The sequence below is a fragment of the Streptomyces sp. NPDC059897 genome, from assembly GCF_042730865.1.
GTDB lineage: Bacteria > Actinomycetota > Actinomycetes > Streptomycetales > Streptomycetaceae > Streptomyces.
On the sequence record NZ_JBHWKQ010000014.1, the window covers coordinates 187,930 to 208,739 of the forward strand.

23 protein-coding genes are annotated in these 20,810 nt (G+C 71.3%); 16 read left to right on the top strand and 7 right to left on the bottom strand.

Annotated features, from left to right (window positions below):
- Positions 1 to 23: 23 nt before the first annotated feature.
- The 3 genes from ACFV9W_RS18420 to ACFV9W_RS18430 form a co-directional block, all read right to left on the bottom strand.
- Positions 24 to 830, bottom strand: coding sequence for a rod shape-determining protein (locus tag ACFV9W_RS18420; protein WP_385761848.1), 807 nt, complete (start codon positions 828 to 830; stop codon positions 24 to 26).
- Positions 827 to 1,201: a TraR/DksA family transcriptional regulator gene (locus ACFV9W_RS18425; RefSeq protein WP_385761851.1), complete on the bottom strand. Its 375-nt coding sequence runs from the start codon at positions 1,199 to 1,201 to the stop codon at positions 827 to 829. Before ACFV9W_RS18425 ends, ACFV9W_RS18420 begins: the two co-directional genes overlap by 4 nt.
- Positions 1,202 to 1,278: 77 nt before the next feature.
- Positions 1,279 to 1,605, bottom strand: coding sequence for a TraR/DksA family transcriptional regulator (locus tag ACFV9W_RS18430; RefSeq protein ID WP_385761853.1), 327 nt, complete (start codon positions 1,603 to 1,605; stop codon positions 1,279 to 1,281).
- Positions 1,606 to 1,969: 364 nt separating this feature from the next.
- Between ACFV9W_RS18430 and ACFV9W_RS18435 the strand changes: the two genes are divergently transcribed.
- The 3 genes from ACFV9W_RS18435 to ACFV9W_RS18445 all read left to right on the top strand — a co-directional run bounded on the left by ACFV9W_RS18435 (position 1,970) and on the right by ACFV9W_RS18445 (position 4,485).
- Positions 1,970 to 2,923, top strand: coding sequence for a HAMP domain-containing sensor histidine kinase (locus tag ACFV9W_RS18435; protein WP_385761856.1), 954 nt, complete (start codon positions 1,970 to 1,972; stop codon positions 2,921 to 2,923).
- Between the two features lie 2 nt (positions 2,924 to 2,925).
- Positions 2,926 to 3,612, top strand: coding sequence for a response regulator (locus tag ACFV9W_RS18440; protein WP_385761921.1), 687 nt, complete (start codon positions 2,926 to 2,928; stop codon positions 3,610 to 3,612).
- A 243-nt stretch (positions 3,613 to 3,855) separates the two neighbouring features.
- On the top strand, positions 3,856 to 4,485 hold the full coding sequence (locus ACFV9W_RS18445; protein ID WP_385761859.1) for a hypothetical protein: 630 nt from the start codon (positions 3,856 to 3,858) through the stop codon (positions 4,483 to 4,485).
- Between the two features lie 916 nt (positions 4,486 to 5,401).
- Here the strand turns inward: ACFV9W_RS18445 and ACFV9W_RS18450 are convergent.
- Complete coding sequence (locus ACFV9W_RS18450; RefSeq protein ID WP_385761861.1) at positions 5,402 to 7,048, bottom strand: alkene reductase; 1,647 nt, start codon at positions 7,046 to 7,048, stop codon at positions 5,402 to 5,404.
- Positions 7,049 to 7,106: 58 nt separating this feature from the next.
- On the opposite strand from ACFV9W_RS18450, the gene ACFV9W_RS18455 reads away from it, so the two are divergent.
- Positions 7,107 to 7,259: a hypothetical protein gene (locus ACFV9W_RS18455; RefSeq protein ID WP_385761864.1), complete on the top strand. Its 153-nt coding sequence runs from the start codon at positions 7,107 to 7,109 to the stop codon at positions 7,257 to 7,259.
- 494 nt (positions 7,260 to 7,753) lie between these two features.
- Here the strand turns inward: ACFV9W_RS18455 and ACFV9W_RS18460 are convergent, their stop codons facing one another.
- Together ACFV9W_RS18460 and ACFV9W_RS18465 are read right to left on the bottom strand one after the other, a co-directional pair.
- On the bottom strand, positions 7,754 to 8,509 hold the full coding sequence (locus ACFV9W_RS18460; protein WP_385761867.1) for an alpha/beta hydrolase family protein: 756 nt from the start codon (positions 8,507 to 8,509) through the stop codon (positions 7,754 to 7,756).
- Positions 8,510 to 9,587: 1,078 nt separating this feature from the next.
- Positions 9,588 to 9,770 carry a hypothetical protein gene (locus ACFV9W_RS18465; RefSeq protein ID WP_385761870.1) on the bottom strand — a complete coding sequence of 61 codons (183 nt, stop codon included), beginning with the start codon at positions 9,768 to 9,770 and terminating at the stop codon, positions 9,588 to 9,590.
- 431 nt (positions 9,771 to 10,201) lie between these two features.
- On the opposite strand from ACFV9W_RS18465, the gene ACFV9W_RS18470 reads away from it, so the two are divergent.
- The 9 genes from ACFV9W_RS18470 (at position 10,202) to ACFV9W_RS18510 (ending at position 15,727) form a co-directional block, all read left to right on the top strand.
- Positions 10,202 to 11,524: an MFS transporter gene (locus ACFV9W_RS18470; RefSeq protein WP_385761872.1), complete on the top strand. Its 1,323-nt coding sequence runs from the start codon at positions 10,202 to 10,204 to the stop codon at positions 11,522 to 11,524.
- Between the two features lie 279 nt (positions 11,525 to 11,803).
- On the top strand, positions 11,804 to 12,799 hold the full coding sequence (locus ACFV9W_RS18475) for an LLM class flavin-dependent oxidoreductase (RefSeq protein WP_385761875.1): 996 nt from the start codon (positions 11,804 to 11,806) through the stop codon (positions 12,797 to 12,799).
- Positions 12,800 to 13,705: 906 nt separating this feature from the next.
- Positions 13,706 to 13,912 (top strand): hypothetical protein, encoded by a 207-nt coding sequence (locus ACFV9W_RS18480; RefSeq protein WP_385761878.1) that lies wholly within the window; start codon positions 13,706 to 13,708, stop codon positions 13,910 to 13,912.
- On the top strand, positions 13,909 to 14,040 hold the full coding sequence (locus tag ACFV9W_RS18485) for a hypothetical protein (protein WP_385761881.1): 132 nt from the start codon (positions 13,909 to 13,911) through the stop codon (positions 14,038 to 14,040). Before ACFV9W_RS18480 ends, ACFV9W_RS18485 begins: the two co-directional genes overlap by 4 nt.
- Positions 14,037 to 14,276 (top strand): hypothetical protein, encoded by a 240-nt coding sequence (locus ACFV9W_RS18490; protein ID WP_385761883.1) that lies wholly within the window; start codon positions 14,037 to 14,039, stop codon positions 14,274 to 14,276. Before ACFV9W_RS18485 ends, ACFV9W_RS18490 begins: the two co-directional genes overlap by 4 nt.
- Positions 14,273 to 14,482, top strand: coding sequence for a hypothetical protein (locus ACFV9W_RS18495; RefSeq protein WP_385761886.1), 210 nt, complete (start codon positions 14,273 to 14,275; stop codon positions 14,480 to 14,482). Before ACFV9W_RS18490 ends, ACFV9W_RS18495 begins: the two co-directional genes overlap by 4 nt.
- Positions 14,479 to 14,685 carry a hypothetical protein gene (locus tag ACFV9W_RS18500; protein WP_385761887.1) on the top strand — a complete coding sequence of 69 codons (207 nt, stop codon included), beginning with the start codon at positions 14,479 to 14,481 and terminating at the stop codon, positions 14,683 to 14,685. The genes ACFV9W_RS18495 and ACFV9W_RS18500 overlap by 4 nt, the downstream gene beginning before the upstream one ends.
- Before the next feature lie 11 nt (positions 14,686 to 14,696).
- Positions 14,697 to 15,341 (top strand): hypothetical protein, encoded by a 645-nt coding sequence (locus ACFV9W_RS18505; protein ID WP_385761890.1) that lies wholly within the window; start codon positions 14,697 to 14,699, stop codon positions 15,339 to 15,341.
- A complete protein-coding gene (locus ACFV9W_RS18510; RefSeq protein WP_385761893.1) occupies positions 15,341 to 15,727 on the top strand; it encodes a hypothetical protein in 387 nt (128 codons plus the stop codon). The genes ACFV9W_RS18505 and ACFV9W_RS18510 overlap by 1 nt, the downstream gene beginning before the upstream one ends.
- A gap of 935 nt (positions 15,728 to 16,662) precedes the next feature.
- On the opposite strand, the gene ACFV9W_RS18515 is transcribed toward ACFV9W_RS18510, so the two are convergent.
- Positions 16,663 to 16,935 carry a hypothetical protein gene (locus ACFV9W_RS18515; RefSeq protein ID WP_385761895.1) on the bottom strand — a complete coding sequence of 91 codons (273 nt, stop codon included), beginning with the start codon at positions 16,933 to 16,935 and terminating at the stop codon, positions 16,663 to 16,665.
- An 886-nt stretch (positions 16,936 to 17,821) separates the two neighbouring features.
- Between ACFV9W_RS18515 and ACFV9W_RS18520 the strand changes: the two genes are divergently transcribed.
- Genes ACFV9W_RS18520 through ACFV9W_RS18530 form a run of 3 tightly spaced genes read left to right on the top strand, consistent with a single transcriptional unit; the run spans position 17,822 to position 20,222 of the window.
- Positions 17,822 to 18,070 (top strand): hypothetical protein, encoded by a 249-nt coding sequence (locus tag ACFV9W_RS18520; protein ID WP_385761898.1) that lies wholly within the window; start codon positions 17,822 to 17,824, stop codon positions 18,068 to 18,070.
- Complete coding sequence (locus tag ACFV9W_RS18525; RefSeq protein ID WP_385761900.1) at positions 18,067 to 19,644, top strand: helix-turn-helix domain-containing protein; 1,578 nt, start codon at positions 18,067 to 18,069, stop codon at positions 19,642 to 19,644. Before ACFV9W_RS18520 ends, ACFV9W_RS18525 begins: the two co-directional genes overlap by 4 nt.
- A 2-nt stretch (positions 19,645 to 19,646) precedes the next feature.
- Entirely contained in the window at positions 19,647 to 20,222 is a 576-nt protein-coding gene (locus ACFV9W_RS18530; RefSeq protein WP_385761903.1) for a transcriptional regulator, read from the top strand.
- Positions 20,223 to 20,810: the final 588 nt, after the last annotated feature.

Genomic DNA, 20,810 nt, shown 5'->3' on the forward strand with positions numbered 1-20,810 from the left:
GTGAGCCGGAGCGACGGCGCGGACTAACGCGGCGGGTCCGACGGGTGGGTGTGCGCGGTGGTGGGATGGGTGTGTACGGCTTTGAGGAGTAGAGCGGCGCCGCGGACGGCAGCGGTGTGGGGTGCGGGGACGGGACGCAGCGGCACGTGCAGCCGGTCGGCGAGACGGTGGGTGATGTCGGGGTGGAGGGCACCGCCGCCGGCCAGCAGCGGACCTAGGGCCAGGGCGTCGGCGGTCAGACTGGTGCGGTCCTGGCGGAGCATCGAGGCGGTCATGTCGGCGAGCGCCTCGCCGATCCGCGTGGGACCGGCCGTCTGGTCGCGGGTGTCGTCGGTGCCCAGCGCGGTACGGCGCGCGTCGTGGACGGCGCCGTCGACGAGGAGGGTGACCTCGGTGAGGTGGGCGCCGATGTCGATGACGATCAGCGGCCGGGACAGGTCGGCACCTGCGGCGTGGGCGATGGCGCGGGCGCTGGGAATGGTCAGCACGCTGCGCGGACGCAGGGCCTGGACGGCGGCGCGGGCCTGGGAGCGGTAGGCGAGACCGTCGAGGACCGGTGCGGCCACCACGATCAGCGGCCGGGCCAGGCGGGGCAGCCGGTGCGCGAGGAGCCGCTGGAGCATCCGCGCGGTGCCGGGCACATCGATGATGGTGCCGCGCTGGATGGGACGGACGGCCCCGGCGCCGGGGAACGTCACGGTCGGCACGTCGAGGATCAGCCCCCGACCGGCGATCCAGGCGCGGGTGCGTGCACTGCCCATGTCGAGAGCGATGCGGGGATGCTGCAGGCGCAGCGCCCCGGGCCAGGGCCGGTGACGGAGCAGGGTCATGGTCCGGTCTCCGGTGTGTGCGGGCAGCGGGCGCAGTAGCGGGCCTGCGGCACGATCATGAGCCGGTCGCGGTCGATGGTTCGACGGCAGTGGTGGCAACGCCCATAACGGCCCTCGGAGATGCGGTCGAGGGCCGCCTCCACGTCGGTGAGGACCATGCGGGCGCAGGCCGCGAGCGCCTGGTCGACCTGCGAGTGGGCAGGGGAGTGCTGCGGGAGGGACCGACGGGGCCGGGAGGCGGCCGCCTCGGCGAGCAGGCGTAGTTGGTCCTCACGGAAGCGCCGCTGCTCGTGGAGGTCGTCCCGCAGGGCTACGAGGTCCTGGAGCGACAACTGCGCGGTGTGGTCGCTGATGATGGTCTGGTGATTCACCACTTCACCCCTTGGGGCAGGGCGGGAGGGACAGGTCGGCACAAACAGGGGCGGTCGGGGAGACGATGCGCGGGGGATCAAGTGGTGGTGCGACGCCGACAGGTGACGCAGTACCGGGTGTAGGGAAGGATCTCGAGCCGTTCTTCGGGGACGGGGGTGTGGCAGCTCTGGCAGGTGCCGTAGGTGCCGTCCTTGATGCGGGCGAGGGCGGCGTCGATGTCCTGCAGCGTCTGCTCGATCGCGGTCTTCTGCGTGGACATCAACTGCTCGTCGGTGTGACCGTCCGCGGCGAGGGCCTGGAGCTGGGTGAGGCTGGTGGTGCGGGCGTGTTCGAGCCGCCGGCGGGTTTCGTTCGCGGCGGGCCGCTCGGGGCGGGGTTCGGTGCGGGATGAGTCGAGTGACACGGTGCGGGGTCCCTTCGGGGCCGGGGATACGTGGATATGCCGAGTGCCGGACCGTCGGGGCCCGTTCACCGTCCACCCTGGCCCGGCCGCCGGATGGAACCCATCGGGCGCGAGCCCCATTTCCCCGGAACACGGGATCCATCCGCCTCCCGACGAGGGCGCCCGGTCACCCGACGGAGGGGTGGGTAGACCGCACCCCGGAATATGGGTGCTGGGCCCCATCGCCATACAGGGCTGGGTCGGGAGAGGCTGTCGGGATGCTCGGTCGCCGGCCGCCAGGACCGCGGTTTCCGTCTCGGCCGCGCGATGACGGACAGTGGAGTGGTACGGGGTGGTGGGTGTGTGGTTGAGGGAGGGGTTTGAGGTGTCGCTGTTCTGGCGGATCTTCGGGCTGAACGCGGTGGTGCTGGGTGCGGCGACGGCTCTGCTGCTGTGGGCGCCGGTGACGGTTTCGGTGCCGATCCTGCTGACGGAGGCCGTCGTTCTGGTGGTGGGCATGGGGGTGATGCTGGTCACCAACGGTGCCCTGCTGCGGCTGGGTCTGGCTCCGCTGGCCCGGCTGACCGCTCTGATGGCGACCGTTGACCTGTTGCGTCCGGGGCAGCGGCTGCCGGCGGCCGGCAGCGGCGAGGTCCCCGAACTGATCCGTGGTTTCAACGCGATGCTCGAGCGATTGGAGAGCGAGCGGGCGGCGAGCAGTGCGCGTGTTCTGCTGGCGCAGGAGGCGGAGCGGCGCCGGATCGCGCAGGAGCTGCATGACGAGGTCGGCCAGAGCATGACGGCGGTCCTGCTGGTACTCGGGCGGGCCGCGGACGAGGCCGACGGGGCGCTGCGCGAGGAACTGCATCAGGCGCAGGAGATCACCCGGGGGAGCCTGGACGAGGTACGGCGTCTGGTGCGACGGCTGCGCCCTGGAGTCCTGGACGACCTCGGCCTGGTCAGCGCGCTGTCCTCGCTGGTGAACGATTTCGCGGCGCATACCGGGCTGCGGGTGGTGCGCAGGTTCGATGCCGGTCTGCCGGCGCTGGACGACGAGGGGGAACTGGTGTTGTACCGGGTGGCGCAGGAGAGCCTGACCAACGCCGCCCGCCACGCCGACGCCGAGCGTCTCGAGGTGGCCCTGGAAAGCAGTGGCGGCGCGGTGACACTCAGCATCACGGACGACGGCCGGGGCATGGAGACGGTGTGTGAGGGTGCTGGTGTTCGTGGCATGCGCGAGCGGGCTCTGCTGATCGGCGCCGACCTCGACATCACGTCCACGCCGGGTACGGGCACCCGTGTCCGGCTGACGGCCCCTGTGGCCAGGAAGCAGCTGTGACCATGCACGACCCGTCCCGTACCACCCCGCCCGGGCCCGCCGGACCGATCCGTATTCTGCTGGCCGACGACCATGCGCTGGTACGCCGCGGGGTGCGCCTGATCCTCGACCGGGAACCGGACCTCGAGGTGGTCGCGGAGGCGGGTGACGGTGCGGAGGCCATCGAGATGGCGCGGACGCACGGCGTAGACCTCGCGGTTCTGGACATCACCATGCCCCGCCTGACCGGTCTGCAGGCGGCCCGTGAACTGGCGGCGCGGCACCCGGGTTTGCGGATCCTGATGCTGACGATGCACGACAACGAGCAGTACCTGTTCCAGGCGCTGAAGTCGGGGGCGTGCGGCTACGTCCTGAAGTCGGTCGCCGACCGGGATCTGGTGGCGGCGTGTCGGGCGGCGGTGCGTGATGAGCCGTTCCTGTATCCGGGGGCGGTGACGGCTTTGATCCGCAATTATCTGGAGCGGGTGCGGCAGGGTGAGGAGGCCTCCGCCGAACTTCTGACCCCGCGGGAGGAGGAGGTCCTCAAATTGGTGGCGGAGGGCCACTCCTCGAAGGCGATCGCCGAACTCCTCTTCATCAGCATCAAGACGGTGCACCGCCACCGGGCCAACCTTTTGAACAAGCTGGGCCTGCACGACCGCCTGGAGTTGACGCGGTACGCGATCCGGTCGGGGTTGATCGAGCCGTGATCGGCTGATTCGGCTGGTTGTTGTTGGGCGTGTTCTCCGGGGTGGTGGTGCTGTTCGGCGTGCCGGGGGGGGGCTTCCGTGGGTGTGTCCTGGCGTCCGGCGGCCTGTGCTGGTGTTGCTGGTGTGTGGGTGGTGTTGGGCTGCTTGGGTGCGTCTGTTTGTGTTGTTGGGATTGCGTGGTGTGTGTGGTTTTTGGAGGGTTGTGGGGAGCAGTGTTCGTCAACCGTGGAAAAGGATTGATTCATGCGTGTTTCCCGGAAAGCCGGTCTGTTTGTTTCGTCTGCCCTGTGTGGGGCGCTCGCGTTGGGTGTGGCTGGTCCGGCCGGTGCGGCGTTTTCGTCGGTTAGGGATGTGCCGGCTGGTAGTGGGTCCGGTGTGTCTGTTGCTCCGGTGCCGGGTGCTGAGGCGCTGGCGAAGCAGAACGCGGCGCTGGCGGGGGCGGGTGCGGTGGTGCAGCCGGTGACTGATCTGGTTGCGGGGGTGTTGAAGGCGCCGGACGGCAAGTTGCCCAAGGACGAGGCCGCCGAGCATGCGGCCGAGGTGAAGAAGGCGCTGGACTCTCTGGCGGCGGGCGCGAAGGGTGCGGCCGGCACGGCGGGTGTGCCGGGTGGCCGTGCGCAGGCGCCGGGGCCTGAGCTCGTTGCGAAGGCGGCGGCGGACCTGCAGGCCAAGGTGGACGCTTTGGTGAAGGCGTCCGCTGCGGGGGATGCGAAGGCGACGGCGGCTGCGCTGCAGGCGGCGTTGACGGGCACGGTGAACGTGGTGGTGGCGATCGTGCTGGGTGGTGATCTGCCGGCGCCGGATCTGAAGGGTCTGCCGAAGCTGCCGTCGCTGCCGGGTGTGGACCCGGTGCAGACGCTGCCGTCGCTGTAGGCGCCGGGGGCGGCGTGGGGTGATGGGGAGGGGCCGGCCCGTTCGGGGCCGGCCCCTCCCCTTTTTTGTGCGTCTGCCCGAGGGGGTGTGCTCGTCGGTGTCTGGGGAGGGCGCCGGTAGGGGTTGCTGGAGTGCGCCGGTGCGGGGCGTACGGCTTGTGGCGGGTGTGGCTTCCCGTGCCGGGGTGGTTCGGTGCCGTATGCCGCTCCTATTGCGGGGCCGCCTCGCCTTCGCGGCCGCCGCGTCTTCCGTGGCGGTCGTGCTGCGTGGCCGTCTGGCAGCAGCATCGACATCGGCAGGGTGCAGTGTCCCGGGGGCCGCGCGGGACGCGACGAGGCCGGTGTGGACTCTCGTGGTGCGGTGTGGTGTGGAACGGTGTGAACGGCAGCGGCCGGTGGATCTGGCGGTCGACCGCGGCGGTGTGTCGGCGGTGCCGGCGGTGACCGCTGCCGGTGCCTGGCCGGGATTCCGGCGCGGGGCTGTGAAGAGCTGGGCCGGGGCGGGTGCTTTCGGGCGGTGTTCGAGGAAGGCGGCCTCGGCGTCTCGGTCGAGTGCATCGATCGCCGCCGGGGTGTGGTTTCCCGTGGCGTGGCGGCGCGGTGCCGTATGCCGCTTCCGTACCAGGGTTGCCGTGTCTTCTGTGGCGGTCGTGCTGCGTGGTTGCCTGGCAGCAGCATCAACAAGGTGTGATGTCCCGGGTCGCGCGGCACGCCACGGGGCTGGTCCGGACTCTCGTGGGGTGGCGGCGAACGGTGTGAGCGGCAGCGGCCGGCCGTTCAATGCGGCACTGGGCGGGGGGAGTTGATGACGGTGGCCGCGTGACGGTGCTCACCGCGTGTCCATACCTTCCGGTCCCCAGTATCGCATCGGTCCCCCATGTTTCATCGGTCCCCATGCCTCGAATGCCTCGAGGTGTTCATTGCGCGGGCTCGCTGCGCTTCTGGGATCGCGCCGTACCGTGGCATTGCCTCGAGGTGTTCATTGCGCGGGCCTGCTGCGCCTCTGGGGTCACGCTGGGCCGTGGCATGGGTTCGGGGTGCTCGTCGTGCGGGCCCGCTACCCTCCTCTCCCCTCCCGGGGGGCTGCATTGTGGTGTGGGGCTGTTCCCCGGTGAGGGGTTTGGGGGAGCGGGTTGCGTTCCTGGCGTGCTGCAACGGCCTCGCTGTTTTCGTTGCCGGTGTGCGCCTGGCCGGGGGGGGGGGCACTGTGCTGCTGCCGCCGCTGTTGTTGCTGTTGTTGTGGTGGTGGGTTGTTTCGTGTGTTGTTCTTCGAGGGTGGGGTAGTCGGTGTAGCCCTGTGGGTCGTGTGTGTAGAGGTGTTCTGTGTTGATGGGTGTGGTGAGGGGGTCGTTCGCGGCGATGCGTGCGGGTAGGTCGGGGTGGGTGAGGAAGGCGCGTCCGAGGGAGACGAGGTCGGCGTGTTCTTGTGTGAGTACGTGTTCTGCCTGGGGTTGGGGGGTGGGGGTGTGGTTCTCGCCGATGTTGGCGATGAGGGGGCCGTTCCAGTGGGGTCGCAGGTCGGTCAGGGCGGGGTAGGTGTCGTTGTCGGTGAGGTGGAGGTAGGCCAGGCCGAGTGGGTTCAGCGCGTGGAGCAGGGCGCGGTAGACGGGGGCGGGGGAGTGCTCCAGCATGCCGGACTGGGGGTTGCCGGGGGAGAGGCGGAGCCCGAGGCGGTGTGCTCCGGTGGTTTCGGCGAGTGCGGTGAGCAGTTCGACGGCGAAGCGGGTTTTGTCGTGTCCGTAGGTGTCGGTGCGCAGGTTGGTGTTGTCGGCGAGGAACTGGTGGGTGAGGTAGCTGTTGGCGCCGTGGAGCTCGACGCCGTCGAAGCCTGCCTGCAGGGCGTTGTGTGCGGCGGCGACGTGGTCGTCGATCGCGGTGCGGATGTCGTGCTTGGTCATCGCGCGTGGCATGGGCGCGGGGGCCTTGCCGTCCTTGACGTGCACGGGTCCTGGGACCGGCACGGCGGACGGTCCGGCCGGGATGTCGCCGAGCAGCCGTGAGCGCGGGTGTTCCTGGCGTCCGCCGTGCATGAGCTGGGCGAAGATGCGTCCGCCGCGTGCGTGCACGGCTTCGGTCACGGTGCGCCAGCCGGCGATGTGGGCCCGGGTTTCCAGTTTGGGGATGCGCCAGCCGCTCTGTCCCCGGCGGTGTGGCCAGATGCCCTCGGTGATGAGGAGTCCGGCTTCGGCGCGCTGCGCGTAGTAGGCGGCGACCACGGGGAGGGGGGTTCCGTCCTCGTGTGCGCGAAACCGTGTCATGGGGGCCATCACGAGGCGGTTGGGGAGGTGGAGGCTGCCGGTGGTGTAGGGGGCGAGGAGTGGTGAGGTGGCCGTGTGCGTCATGCGGGAACCGTAGGATCTGACACCGGTGTCAGGTTCAACCGCTGGGCCGGGTGCAGGGCTGGAATCCCGTGAAGACCGGTGAGTTGTCCCGCGGTACGGGCGTGAGTGTGCGGTCGCTGCGCTCCTGCGAGCACACGTGCATGCTTGCCTGCGGGCGCACGGGCGCACGGCCGGCGGGCACCGGGAGTGCTCCGGGGCGGCTGTCGGCCGTGTGATCCTCATTCAGCATGTGCCGGCCGCCGGGCTGAGCGCCGGCCAGATCGCGAGGGTGTTTCCCTGCATGCGGGACCACGACGGGGGCCCGGCCATGTCGGCGACGGCGTGGCTGGTCGGGCAACTGGTGGCGGAGCGCGGCCGGATCGACCGCTCGATGGAGGGCCTGCGTTACACGCGCGAGGTCCTGGACGAGGTCATCACGGCGGCGGCGGGCTGACGAACCCGCAGGGCTGAAGGCCGCCTCCGAGGATGCTCACCCGGGTCAGCAGGGGGGCCACAGGAAGATGATGGATCCCCGCGAGGTGAACACCGGCCGGGCAGAGGGGTGCGGTCTCCTCATCGCGGGTGGCGGTGCCGCGCCACTGCCCAAGGAGACTGACGCACCGTCCAGGGGTGCCGCGCTGCCGGTGCCCCCGCTCGCAGTCGGTTCGCGGACGGTGGCCCGTTGCCGCGCCGCATCCGGGGCGCCGGCCGGCGCCGGCACGACGGCGCACGGCCTCACGTACCTCACCCGGCGGGTGCACGGTCCCATGCACTTCGCCCGGCGGGTGCACGGTCCCATGCACTTCGCCCGGCGGGTGCACGGTCCCATGCACTTCGCCCGGCGGGTGCACGGTCCCATGCGCCTCGCCCGGCGGGCGCCGGCCCCTTTTCGGGGCCCGGCGTGCCCGGCACCGGCTCAGACATCCACGGCGGTACGGGGTGGTGTGGTCAGGGGCGGGGTTCGTCGAGGTACTGGTCGGCCCAGGCGCTGATGATGTGTGCGGCGCGCTGCGCCTGCCCCCGCGCGGTCAGCAGGTGATCCGCCCCTTCGAGGGAGATGAAGCTGCGGGGGTGGCGGGCTTCCTGGAAGATTTCCGCGGCGTTGTCGATGCCGACGGTGGAGTCGGTGGGGGAGTGCGCGACCAGCAGCGGAAGGTCCAGCTCACTGATCCGGTCACGCAGGTGGGCCTTGCGGACGTCCTCGACGAAGGCGCGCTTGAGGACGAGGGTGCGTCCGCCGACGAACCATTCGTGTGCCCCGTCGCTGAGGACGCGGTCGAGGACGGTGTCGTACTGCCGCTCGACGTGGCTGGGGTCGACGGGTGCGGCGATGGTGGCGAGCGCGCGCAGGCCGGGGATCTCGGGGGCGGCGGCGAGGGCGGCGGCGCCGCCCCAGGAGTGTCCGACGAGGAGGTCGACGGGGGTGCCGCGGTCGGCCATGAAGGCGGCGGCGCGGATGGTGTCCTGGACTTTGACGGTGAAGGAGCCGTCGCCCCAGTCGCCGTCGGAGTCGCCGATGCCGAGGTTGTCGAAACGGAGCATGCCGATGCCCTCGCGGGCCAGTTGCTTGCTGACACGCGAGGCGGCCGGCGAGTCCTTGCCGAGGGTGAACCCGTGCGCGAAGAGCCCCCAGCCGCGGACCTCGCCCTCCGGCAGGTCGATCACGCCGGCCAGTTCGGGGCCGACGACGCTGGGGAATCTCACTTTTTCTTTCACTGTGGTGCTCACCTAGGCAGGAACCGGTCGGGGGACGGGCGGACGCGCTGCGGTACCGGCGGGTGCCGTGCGCGGGCCGGTGAGCAGCATGCCATGTACGGATCACCACTTTCGACAGCCCGGACCCCGCCCGGCCCCCGCCCGGCCCCTGCCGGGACCCGCCCACTCGCCCCGGAGCGGGCCTTGGCGGTCTTCGCCGGCGCGCACCGGACGGTTCTGCGGCTTTGCCGGAGGCGTCCTCTGCTGTCTTTGCCGCACGGGTTGTCATCGCCACGCCGGCCCTGACGGTTGCCGGTGCGAAGAAGCGCTGCCTCGCCGACGGCCCAGCCCTGGTGGGTCGGCTCGATGACGGCCCCTGCCCGGACAAGGCCCCCCGGCCCGGACCGCACCGGCACCGCTGCGAGTGTCCGATGGGGGGCGGTGGGCGGCTCGTTCGGCTGGGGTTCCAAGGATGGCTCGTTCGGCGAGAAGCCTCCCGCCTCCTGGGTGGCGCCGCTGCTCGGTGCGGCTGCGGGCGAGACCGCCGCGGTAGGGGGCTGGTTTCGTCGGCAGTGTCGGCAGCGTTGGCATGTGGGCGTGTTCGTCAGCGTTGTCGAGCCCTGCGGCATCGGTGACCCGCAGGCTTCCCGTGTCTCGGGTGTCTCGGAGTACCGCCCGGACCGCGCGGCCGCGGCGACTTGGCCTCCGTTCGGCGGCCTGTGAGCTTCGGCAGGGGCGAGGCGGGGGAGATGGAGGAGGCCCAGGTCGCCGGCTGTGACAAGGATGCCCGCCCGGGCCCGGTCTTCGTCGTCCACGCAGGGAAAAGCGGCGTCGAGGAGCGCCGGGTCCTGCTGTCCGGGCCGGGCGGCGGCCCGGGCGACGCCGGGCCCCGCCGTGATTGCCACGTACGGCCAGGGCATGACGGACTCGCCTTGCATGCCCCGGCGGCTGGAAGCAGTTCTACCGTCCCTGCTCCTGACACCCCGCCACCAGCATCCCCCCGCCCCCCCGGGCCCCCGCCCCCCGGGTCGTGCGTGGGGCAGGGGCCGGGGGGCAGGGCCGTGACGGCACCGGGCTCCGCGTGACGCTACCGGGCGATCGGTACGCCTCCGCCGAGCAGCGCGTCGACGATCGACGTGGCCGCTTCCAGGCCGGCCTGCTCTCTGGGGGTGAGTTCCTGGGGGCCGTCGTCGGCTGCCGCCATACCGGCGCCGCCGAGGACGGCGCAGGCCGCCAGCAGGGTGGACACGAACAGGGTGCGGATACGCATGGAGTTCTCCCGTCTCGGCTCGCCCCGCCTCTCCTCCGGCCCCGAGGGCGGGGGGTGGTGCGGGGCGAGCACGTCGCCGATCAGTGGCTTTGGCAGGGTCATTGAACCGGGGCGGCCAGGGGCGGCCGGTGACGACACGGCCGGGGCACCGTCACAACCCCACGGCCGGGGGCTAATCCGGTGACCGGAAACGTTGTGTTCACTACGCTCGTGGTGTCCGGGCGCTCGCCCGGACCGCCACTGACAAGTACCCAAGCCGGACGGTGACGGAGCCGGTGCGGCCGCGTGTGTCCCCGCGCCGCACCCGGGGTGGAAGGCTCCGGGCGTCGACCGCGGGTCGCACTCTTCACGGTGCAGGCATCCTGCACCGTCCGGGCGCCGGCGACCCTGCTGCGGTCCGCTCCTGCCGGCCGGGGAATTCCGGGATATTCGTGAGCACCGCATCCCCGGCACAGCCGGGCTGTCGGGGGCTGCTGCGCCTCCAGGGGGCCGCTGCCTTCTTCTTCACCGCGGCCGTCGGCCGCATCGGGATCGCCATGACGGGTCTGGGACTGGTCTGGCTGGTCCACCATCGCAGCGGGTCCTATGCCGTGGCCGGTCTGGTCGTGGGGGCTTTCGCCGTTGCCGAGGCGCTTGCCGGACCGCAACTGGCCCGGCTGATCGACCGGTTCGGTCAGGTCCGGGTGTTGCCGCCGGCGGTAGTGGCGCATGCCGCGGCGGTGGGCGGACTGCTGCTGTCGGCATCCGCGCCGCGGTGGGCGCTGGTCTCCTGCGGGGCACTGGCGGGGGCCGCCGTGCCGCAGTTGGGGGCGTTGTCCGCAGCACGGTGGGCGGCCATGCTGCGGCAACAGGAGCCTGGACGGCCGGGCCCGCAGGCACTGCCCACTGCCTTCTCACTCGAGTCGATGGCCAACGGCACCGCCTTCCTGATCGGCCCGGTACTCGTCAGCTTTCTCGGCGCGCTGGGGCGGCCCGCCGCCGCCACCGCTGTGGCCACCACTTTGATCACCGCCGGCGGTCTGGGCCTGGCCGTTCAGCGCGGCACCGCGCCCCGCTCCGTCGTCGACGCGGCGGAACGCGGCCGTGCCGCACGCACCCTGCTGCGCCCCGGGTTCGTGGTGCTGGTCGCGCTGAACCTCGCCATCGGCGTGCACTTCGGCGCCATGGGACTGTCCGTGACGGCTTTTGTGGTGGAGCGCGGCGCCGCCACCGCCGCCCCGGCCCTCTTCGCGGCCGGGAGCGTGGGCGCACTGCTTGCCGGATGGCTGTACGGGCTGCGCCGGTGGCGGAGGGCGCCGTCCGCCCAACTTGCGTTGGCCACGGCGGCTTTGGCGGCCGGCTGCCCTTTGTTGCTGGTCGCGGGGTCCCCGGTGCAGCTGGCCGGGGCGGTGGTGGTGGTGGAGGGGATGATCCCGCCGGTCCTGGTGCTGTTCTCGGTGCTGACCGAGGCGGGTGTCCACCGGGCCGTCCTGACTCAGGCGCTGACCTGGCTCAACTCGGCGAGCGCGGCGGGTTCCGCGGCCGCCGCCGCGGTGGCCGGACACGCGGTGGACGCGGACGGCGCCAACGGTGGATTCGCCCTCACTCTCGGGGCCTCGCCGGCGATGACCGTCCTGGCGGCGGGGCGATGGGCAGCGTACCGCCGAACCGTGGACGGCGGCCCCCGTCCACACCCCCTCCGGACAGCCCTCGGCCGGAACCCGGTGAACGTTCCCGGTCACAGCACTGGCGGCTTCCGGGGGACGGGCCCGTGAGCGGGTGCCAGGAGCTCTCGGCCCCTCCACGGTCGCCCCGGTCGAAGCCGGGCAAGGGGCAAGGACGTCTGAGTGAACGGATCACACGGCGCGCAGTGCCGCGACGGGCGGAGCACGCTCCTTCGGCTCACGCCCGGCGGCCGGCCTCGACCGTAGGGGGGCCCGCACGCCGGTGGTGATGACAGGGCGGACGCCGTGTACGCCCTTGCGTGTTGACCGCTGGTACGCCACGGTCCCTGAAACCTGCCCCGCCCCCGTGCCCGAAGGAGAAGGAGTCCGATGCCCGGTCCTCACGCCTGGTCCGCCCGCGCCCGCCGGGTCGGTGTCCTGCTGCCCCTGGACCTGCCCGCCCGCGAGGTGCTGTCCTACGCCCGGCGCGCCGAAGAGCTCGGCTTCGATCAGCTGTGGGTGGTGGAGGACCTCGGCCGGCGCGGCGGCATCGCTCAGGCCGCCTCCGTCCTGGCCGGCACCGAGACCATCACGGTCGGCATCGGCATCCTGCCCGCAGGCGCCCGCAACGTGTGCTTCGCCGCGATGGAGCTGGCCACCCTCGCCCGGCTCCATCCCGGCCGCCTGATCGCCGGCATCGGCCACGGCATGCCCGACTGGATGCGCCAGGCCGGAGCCTGGCCCGACAGCCCCCTGACCCTCCTCGAGGAATACACCACCGCGCTGCGCCTGCTCCTGCGAGGCAAGCCCGGTCCCGCAGGCGGCCGCTACGTGCACTGTGAAGGCGTCGTCCTCACCGAGCCCCCCGGCCCCGAGGCCCTCCCGCCCATCGTCTGGGGCGTGCGCGGCCCCCGGTCCCAGCAGACCGCGGGCGAGGTCGCCGACGGACTCCTCCTGGCCGAACCCGCCGCCCCCGCCTACATCACCGCCTCCCTGAACCATCTGAACCCCCAAGCCGCCACAGGAACCCCGGAGATCGTCACCTACGACGCCGCGGCCGTCGACGACGACGAGGAAACGGCGCTCGCCCGCGTCCGCGCCGGCCTGGAAGCGATCGGGGAGCCGGGCTGGGCGGCCCACATCGACCCGCTGCCCTTCGCCGCCGAGCTGCGCGCCCACCGTGCCGCCTGCCGCGACGCCCGGGAGTTCGCCCGGACCCTGCCCGCCGCCTGGGTCCGCGAGCTGAGCATCGCCGGCACACCCGGCCAGGCCCGCGCAGCGATCACCGCCCGCCACACCGCCGGCGCGACCAGCGTGATCCTTTCCCCCGCCGGCCCCGGCGCCCACACGTCCCTCGACTCCCTCGCCCGCACCCTCACCCCCTGACACCCACACCACCACCGGACCGGAAGGAATCCCCAGCACACGTTTCTGGAGCAGATCCGTGAGCGCCACCCGCCCTTCCCCGGCGACGACCGTCGAGAGGGGCAGCCCTGGGGGGGGGCATCAGCAGTCCGACAGCGGAGGAAACCGAGGCCCGCGGCGCAGACGCCGAGACCACGGCCGCCCCCTCGGACACCCTCAAGGGGCCTGGACATGCCGCGCACTTCCGCCCCTTCCCGAGCCCCCGGCACACCGCCACCCCAGCCCCCCGGCTCGGCTGCCGTACTCATGGGGCCCGATGCCTCGATGACCGTCTCCGCGCGACAGACGACGCGGCGATCCGCGCGGGGTGTCGCAGGAGACGCCGGCAGTCACCCTCGCCAGGACAGTTCGCCCCCGGAAGGCCGCAGCAGCCGACGGCATGGCGCAGCGGACCGTGAGGCGGGCTCGCGGGCAGGGCGGCGCCGAGTCGCAACGGCACCGGTTCGGGCAGGGAGCCGTCCGGCACATCGCCCGTCCCGGGCCGGTGTGAGACCCGTAACGAACCCCCCATGATCAATTTCCGCCGCGCCCCGCCCGCCGCCTAGCGTCCCCCGGACACATCGACAGCCGGGGGGCTTACCGAGCGGAGAGCGACAGTGAACCACCTGGCACACGACGCATACGCCGGGAGAGGGGTATACGGCCGTGCGGGCCACGGGGGGTGGCCACTGATCGTCCTGCTGGCCACGGGGGCCGGTGTCGTGATCGGGGGCAACTTCTTTCGGGGGCCCAAGTGATCCCCATGGCATTCGGCGAACGATACGACGAGGCGCTTCCCGACTGGGCGGAGCTGCCGTTCGCGCTGCTGTTTCTGGCCCTGCTGATCGGTATCTGCGTCTGGGGCACGCGGGGGCCCAAGTGATCTACGTGGCACACGGACGCGGGGCGGGGAGGCTCGTCGGCGAGCTGCTCCCTGACTGGCCGGCTGTGCCGCTCGCGATCGTATTTCTCGTCGCGACAGCCGTGGGGCTGGTCGCGGGCCTCCGCAGCCTCGGCAAGACCCGCCGTGCACTGGGCATGGGGCGGGCCGAGATACTGCGCACCCTCGCCGAGATGAGCAGGGGGCGCAAGTGACCGAGCTGGCGTACACCCGCACCGAATGGATCGACGCGCTCCCGGACTGGTCGCGGTTGCCGCTCGGCCTGCTCGTGCTCGGCGTGGCGCCAGGCCTCTGCGCCTGGGGCTTGTGGGGGCCCGGGTGAAGCTGAGCGAAGACAAGTGGCAGGCCGTCGCCATTGGTTGGCTGGCCATCTGCACCATCGATATCGCCGCGGACTGCTCCGGCTGGGCCCGCGCGCTCTGGCCGGCCCTCGGCCTCTTGGCCGCCAGCGCCTGGGGCCGGGAACGGCACGTGAAGCGCCGCAAGCACCGCGCCGGGCGCCAGGCCCTGCTGACCCGCCTCGACCGCCTCATGCGCCGCGAGGTGAAGCGCCGATGAAGTGGATCTCGCCCAGCGGGCCGCCGCGCAGCCGGAGATGCAACGCCGTCCAGATCGGGCTCGCCGTGGGCTACTGCATCGCGGGTGGCATCGAGCCCCCCGTACGGCGCTACCCGGTGCAGGAGGCCTGTATGGGCGCGCTGATTGCCTCGTCCGCCTGGAACTGGTGGCGCATGCGGCGCGCATGGACGAAGGACCCCACGTGATCAAGCGCCTGAAGAAGCTCGCAGCGATGCCCGCCGCCGGTGGCACCGCCGCAGCGGGCGGCTTCCTGCGCTTTGGCGGCATTGCCGGTGTGGTCACAGGGCGGCGGCAGACCGTCGTGGGTGTCCTCGTGGGCAGCGCCGTCCTCCACGTCCTGCTCACGATCCTCTACCGGTACACGGACCAGGACAGCGACCAGTACTGATGATCAATAAGGTGCTCGTCCGGAGCATGTACGCGCTGATCTTCGGCGGCATGGTCGCCTACGTCGCCCAGGGCCTCTTCCGCGACGGCTGGGTGTCGGCGGCCTTCGGCGCCGTGACCGTCACCGGCTGCGCCGTCTGGAACCTGCGCCGGGCCACGGTGCCCCGCGACCGGCGCCCCGGCCGCACCGGCACCCGCTTCAGCCGGTTCCTGCTCACCCGTACCGGCCTGGTGGCCGTCCTCGCCGTGCTGGCGCTGTGCGCGGCGCTCGTCATCGCGATCGGCGACGACGACTGCCTCGACGGACTCCGCCGGGAAGTGCCGTATGCCCCGCCACATGAACTGGTAGCCGCACAGGCACGAGCCCGTGGACGGGGTGCACGGGACGGCATCACTGAGCCCACGGCGGAGGCCCAAGTAGCGCAGGGGGAGGGGGAGAGCCATGGGGAGTTCGCCCTCAGCACCGTTGCCCTCGCACAGCCTTGCCGGCGATCCGGCCGGATCCGGGCGCCCGAACCGCGGGACAGAGCCCCAACACCCCTTCAGCAGCGGCCTCCTGGCGCCAGCCGTCCCCCGCGGGCCCGCTCGCCCTGGCATGGCTTCGGCACGGCCCGGGAACCCTCCCGGCCCCCGGAGGCGCGTGGCAGGATCGGGTGATGTCCATCGAGTATGTGCGGTTCCAGTCGACCATGTCCGACGAGCGGGGCCAGTTCAAGGGAGTGTTCGGACTGGTCAACAACCTTGCCCGCAACGGGCGGCTGACGGCCGAGCAGGATCGGTTCCGAAGCGAGAACAACGCGTGGTACGACGCCGCGTATACGGACCCGTCCACGGTGGACCCGAGTGTGTACGACCCGGCGGTCAACCCCGGAGCCACGGCCTGGTTCAAGCCCTCGGCATCCCACCTCATCGAGCGCGTGGCGGGTTACCTGGAGATCCTGTCAGCGCACGACGTGGACTGCCACGCGGTGAAATCGACCGACCCAGGGCACGTGATCTACGAGGACGATGTACAGGTCGTGGTCCTCCCTCACACACGCTGACCTGCACGCACATTCCCACGACACCCACGACACCCACCACTCAACTTCAGCCCCCACCCCGTCCGCCGACCCACACCGGCCCGGCTCTGCCGGAACGGAGCGGAACGCCTTCCTCCCGACCGCGTCCCGTGCCGCTGACTCCGTCGACTGGTAGCCAGACGGGGGAGGAGACCCCGGCCGTCCGCAAGCCCCACCTCGACACCAGCCCGGCCGCGGCGAGTACCACGACATGGACGCCCTCCGCGGGCGAGAGCCGCGCCTCGTGGAGCCATGACCCGGACTTCGTCAGCGGCGCCCCCCGTGGCCGGCCCCTCCTCACCGCAGGCGTTCTCCGGGCGACAGCGTCAGCCGTCAACCAGAGGCCGACAGCACGCCATGCTGCGTGCGCAACCACAGAAGCGGACCGAAGCCCGTTCCCGCCGACAAGCCGCCCGCCCGAATCCGGCCCGCCCGAGAGACCCGCCCACCCGAAGCCGGGCCTCTCAAACAGCGCACCGGACTTCGTCCCACAGACTCCCCACCACCGGATCACTGCCGGCCGAGGGAGATGCCGGCGCGCGCTGCGCCACGACTGCCCTCGCAGGCCAAGTGGCCCGACGGCGCGTTGCCTTGTCTGCGCCGGGCCGCCGACCGATTATCACCGGTATGCGCGAAAACTACACATATCTTGATTGCGGAGGCCTGCGGGCCGGTGTGCGCAGGGCGGTGGTGGGGGCCGTGACGGCCGCCGCGATCGGCTGTGCCGCGGCCCCGGCTTCGGCACTGTCCGTCGCCGCCGGGGCGCCGGGCGCCGCCGGCGAAGCGAGTCCGCCCCCGGCCGGCGCACCAGAGGGGGGGTACGGGTACGGGGCCGCGGACGCTCCGGGAGACTGGGGACCCGCGACCGGGTACGGCGACGAGGACCACGGCTACGGCCCGGGGGAGGAGCCCTCCGGCTACGGCGAGGAGGAGACCCCCTCGCCCACACCGTCCTCGTCGGTGGGAACACCCACCACCCCCTCCCCGACCCCGAGCGGGCCGACCACACCACCCGCGAGCCAGACCCCGACCCCGAGTACGAGCGCGACCGCCCCGACGACCGCCCCGTCGACGCCGCCCGCCGCCCCCTCCTCCACGCCGTCCACCGCTCCCTCCTCCACACCGACGGCCACGGCACCGCCGACGCCGCCGGCCGCCCCGCCCTCCCGCGGTCCGCAGCTCGCCGACACGGGACAGGAGTCCCGAAGCCACACCCTCATCCTCGGGACGCTCGCCGCGATGCTCGTCGCCGCCGGAGTGGGCTTGCGCGTCCTCGCCCGCAGGCAGCGCGCCGGGGCGGGCGCGAGAAGGTTCGACCGGTAGCGACTCGAGGGGCGCGCCGACGCCCCTTCGCGCGCGACGCCCTTCCGTGGAAGACGCACGGACTGTGCGGCCGGCCTCGGCCACGCCCCGGAGCGCGCCCCGCGCGAAACCGGCGTCACACGGCGGACGCCCCGGGGCGGTCGGGCGTCCACCGTTCGGCCCTGCCCCGAGCCTCGGAACGGCCCTGCTCCCCGATGAACACCGGCACCCGCTTCGAGCACAAGCCCGCACCAGGCTGAAACAATGGGCAACTCCGCACCGGAGACGGGCAATTCGACCACCTGCGGCGGATCCTCCCGCACCGACGGTCTTTCGCGTCGTGGCCCAGTCGTGGCCCAGGGCGCGGGGCCCACTGCGATGACGCCCAGGACCTCCGCTCCGCCGCCGTGGCACGCACACGACCGGGGTGCGCATGCGCCAGAACGTACGAATGGCGCCCGGCCCGTCGGCACCACCTCCGCGGACGGGAGGACAGCCGGCCGGTGCACTCCACCCCTGCCCCCGCGCCTCGCATTCCCTGGCGGACGAGGCCGGTTGAAGCACCACCAAAGAACGGCGCGACAGCAGCACCCGTGGACCCGCCCCCCCCTCCGGGACCAGGAGCAGCCGCCGCACACGGGGCAGCAGGGTGCGTGCCCTGAGCGAACCGAGTGACTGAGCGACCGTAATCAAATCCAAGACACTCAAAATATCGCCGACCATCAGCAATTTGCTACCGATCGCAGAATCTGCCATGATGGGATGGTGTCTGATGTGGGTGATGAACGCGAACTGGCCGCGGCAGTGGCCGAGTTGCAGGCCGCCGAAGAGCGGGTCGCCGAGGCGCTGCGCGCATTCCTGGCACGGGACCCGGTCACGGGACGCCCGGTGCACGGACGGATCGGGCGCGCCGCGCAACTGACAGGCTGGGGAGAACAGCGAGTCAAGGAAACGGTCACCCCGGCACTCGCGGAACGGCGCAGGGCCAAGCGGGACAGCAAGGACACGGGGAACCGGCGATGAGCGACTTCGACGCAATCGACTCCCTGCTCGACTCCCTCGTCCCGGAAGCCGAACTGCCCGACACAGCCGTACGCCGCGAACTGCGCGAACAGGCAGGCCTGTCAAAGGCACAGGTGGCCCGCACACTGGGAGTAGGCCCGTCCACAGTCGCCGGATGGGAAGCCGGCCGCGACCCCGCCGGACAGACCCGCACCAGGTACGCCTACCTCCTGGACGGCCTGGCCGCGAAACTCACCCCGGCCCCCGCCCCCGAGGCCCACAAAACACAGCCCCCCGCCACCCCACAGACGACACCCCCGCCACCACCAATGACGACCGACACCGTCGACGGGGACGGAGACGGGGACGGGGACGACGTCGAAACCCTTGCCGTGCCCGAGCCCTGCGTCCTGTGCGGCACACCCGCCACGCAACGCGTCGCCGGCTTCCCGCAACACCTGAACCCGGCCGACTGCCACACCACGACGCCCGCACAGGCCGCCTCCGCCGCAGCGCAGCCCGCGTCCACGCCACCACCGACCCGCCCCGCCGACACGGCCTCACGCGCACCGCACCACACCCCCCACAGCACCAAACCGCCCACCCGACGCGCCTTCCAGCCCGCCGACCAACCGGCCGGCCTCATCACCTCCTCCGTCCAGGCCGCCCTCACCGCCCACGCAGGCGACATCGAAGCAGCCACCGCAGCCCTGCTCAAAAAGGCGATCCCCGACGCGATGGCCCTACTGGACGAAACCCGCAAAGGCGGCCGCTACGACGTCATCGCCCACCCCTGGCTGCCGGACATCCTCAAAAAGAAAACCAAGCACGACGCCGACCAGATCTGGGAAGCCCGCCCCAAATGGACCCGGCCCCACCTGCCCCCCGGCACCCACGAAATCACCGCACTCGACATCAACGGCGCCTACCTGTCCGCCCTCAAAACCCACCTGCCGATCGGCCAACTCGAACACTCCACCGACGGCCACCACGACCGCCGCAAGGCCGGCGTCCACCTCATCACCCCACCCCACTGGGACCACAACGACCTACTGCCCAACCCACTCGGCCAACGCGACGAACCCGGCCCCCTATGGGTCACCGAACCCACCCTCCGCCTCCTGCTGCGCCTGTCCGGCCCCAAATACGGGCTCTGCGAGCCCCCGGCGATCCACGAGTCCTACACCTCGGGCGCCACCGAAGGCCTGCTGGAAAAATTCCGCATCGCCCTCAAGGACGCCCGCGAGCACGCACTCGCCGACGACGACGAGGTCACCCTCGAGTACGTGAAGGCCATGTACTCCAAGTTCGTCTCCACCATGGGAACCTCGACCTACAACCGGGAACTCAACCGCCCCGACTGGATGCACCTCATCCGCTCCCAGGCCTTCGCCAACCTCTGGATGAAAACCCTCAAGGCCCACGAAGAAGGCCTCACCGTCGTCCGCGCGATGGGCACCGACGAACTCCACGTCATCGGCGACTGGCGGCGTGTCTTTAACGAGGGCCGCGGCGTCACCGAGGTCAAAATCAAAGACATCTACACGGCAGGCGCGGAGCACGACGACACGCCACAGGCAGGGGAGGAGGACTAGAGATGCCCGACCGCAACAAAGAATTCGGCAAATACGGCGCCCAAGGAATGAAGGGCCACGAGGCGGCAGCCCGCCAGCTCGACCAACTCGCCGGCTTCATCGCCACCCCCATCACCCAACGCCGCGGCATGCTCGCCCGCCTCAACTACCTCACCCGCACCCCGCACGCCAAAGCCGCCGCCCGCGCCGCCGGCCTCACCATCTCCGACCGCACCCTCAAACGCTGGGCCGACGGCAAAGCCACCCCGTCCAAGAAAAGCCTCACGCAACTGGAAACCGTGTACGTACGGGTACGCCGCCACAACGTGGCCCGCTACCTCGTACAGCGCCTCAACCGCCAGGGCCGCGGCACCCGCGTCGAATTCCACCCCCTCAACCAGTCCCAAGTGAGCCGCCCCCTGCAACGGGACGTCTCCTTCCGCACCCTGAACGTGCGGCACTGGGACCGGATGATCCAAGCATGGGCCGCCGATGACAGCCGGGCCATGGACACAGCCTGGTTCGACGACATCACCGCCGACCTCGGCTCCGACTACGGCGCCTACGAATACGTCATGAACATCGGCTTCGCCGCGTGAGGGACTGACAAAGCCCGCTATCCGAACTCACCTCCAACAGCGGCCCCTCAACACTGAACTCAGCCTGATACACCGTCAAACAACCTTAATGACAAGCAAGATGAACCAAACATCCCGCTACTCCTTCACCAAGACGGCCGAACTCTCGCGGCCTTCCCCGCACCCAGGGAGTGGCTCCAAGCCGACGACGGCCATGTCATGATCGACCCCTGGTTTTGTAAGACACGTGTGAAACTAAAGGCAAGTCAACTACCTTAAGATCAGGCGCAGTTGATGGAAGGCACCACTCCGACACGAGCGAGTGGAGTACAGCGCCGATTCCCATAGACCAGATAGGTTTTTGTTCCCATACCTCGAACGGGGGACGGGACGTATACGCGGCCCCACCCCTGCAGCCGGCGGCTTTTGAGGGGCCGCGCGGAGCGTGGACCCGGCAGGCCGGACCGCGGAGCGGTCCGAGCCGTCAGTAACGCGGAGCGTTACTGACTTGGTGTCACGGAGTGACACCAACTCGCCGACGGAGTCGGCGAGTTACTCCGGTGCGGAGCACCGGATCCGTCGCGTAGCGACGGCGCGTCGTGTCTGCGG

What these genes read in the sequence shown, in the direction of transcription:
- ACFV9W_RS18445 (WP_385761859.1), top strand. Translation starts at nt 3,856, where the DNA reads ATGCGTGTTTCCCGGAAAGCCGGTCTGTTTGTTTCGTCTGCCCTGTGT.
- ACFV9W_RS18450 (WP_385761861.1), bottom strand. Translation starts at nt 7,048, where the DNA reads ATGAGGATCACACGGCCGACAGCCGCCCCGGAGCACTCCCGGTGCCCG.
- ACFV9W_RS18495 (WP_385761886.1), top strand. Translation starts at nt 14,273, where the DNA reads ATGAAGTGGATCTCGCCCAGCGGGCCGCCGCGCAGCCGGAGATGCAAC.
- ACFV9W_RS18455 (WP_385761864.1), top strand. Translation starts at nt 7,107, where the DNA reads ATGCGGGACCACGACGGGGGCCCGGCCATGTCGGCGACGGCGTGGCTG.
- ACFV9W_RS18525 (WP_385761900.1), top strand. Translation starts at nt 18,067, where the DNA reads ATGAGCGACTTCGACGCAATCGACTCCCTGCTCGACTCCCTCGTCCCG.
- ACFV9W_RS18475 (WP_385761875.1), top strand. Translation starts at nt 11,804, where the DNA reads ATGCCCGGTCCTCACGCCTGGTCCGCCCGCGCCCGCCGGGTCGGTGTC.
- ACFV9W_RS18440 (WP_385761921.1), top strand. Translation starts at nt 2,926, where the DNA reads ATGCACGACCCGTCCCGTACCACCCCGCCCGGGCCCGCCGGACCGATC.
- ACFV9W_RS18465 (WP_385761870.1), bottom strand. Translation starts at nt 9,770, where the DNA reads ATGCGTATCCGCACCCTGTTCGTGTCCACCCTGCTGGCGGCCTGCGCC.
- ACFV9W_RS18510 (WP_385761893.1), top strand. Translation starts at nt 15,341, where the DNA reads ATGTCCATCGAGTATGTGCGGTTCCAGTCGACCATGTCCGACGAGCGG.
- ACFV9W_RS18420 (WP_385761848.1), bottom strand. Translation starts at nt 830, where the DNA reads ATGACCCTGCTCCGTCACCGGCCCTGGCCCGGGGCGCTGCGCCTGCAG.
- ACFV9W_RS18530 (WP_385761903.1), top strand. Translation starts at nt 19,647, where the DNA reads ATGCCCGACCGCAACAAAGAATTCGGCAAATACGGCGCCCAAGGAATG.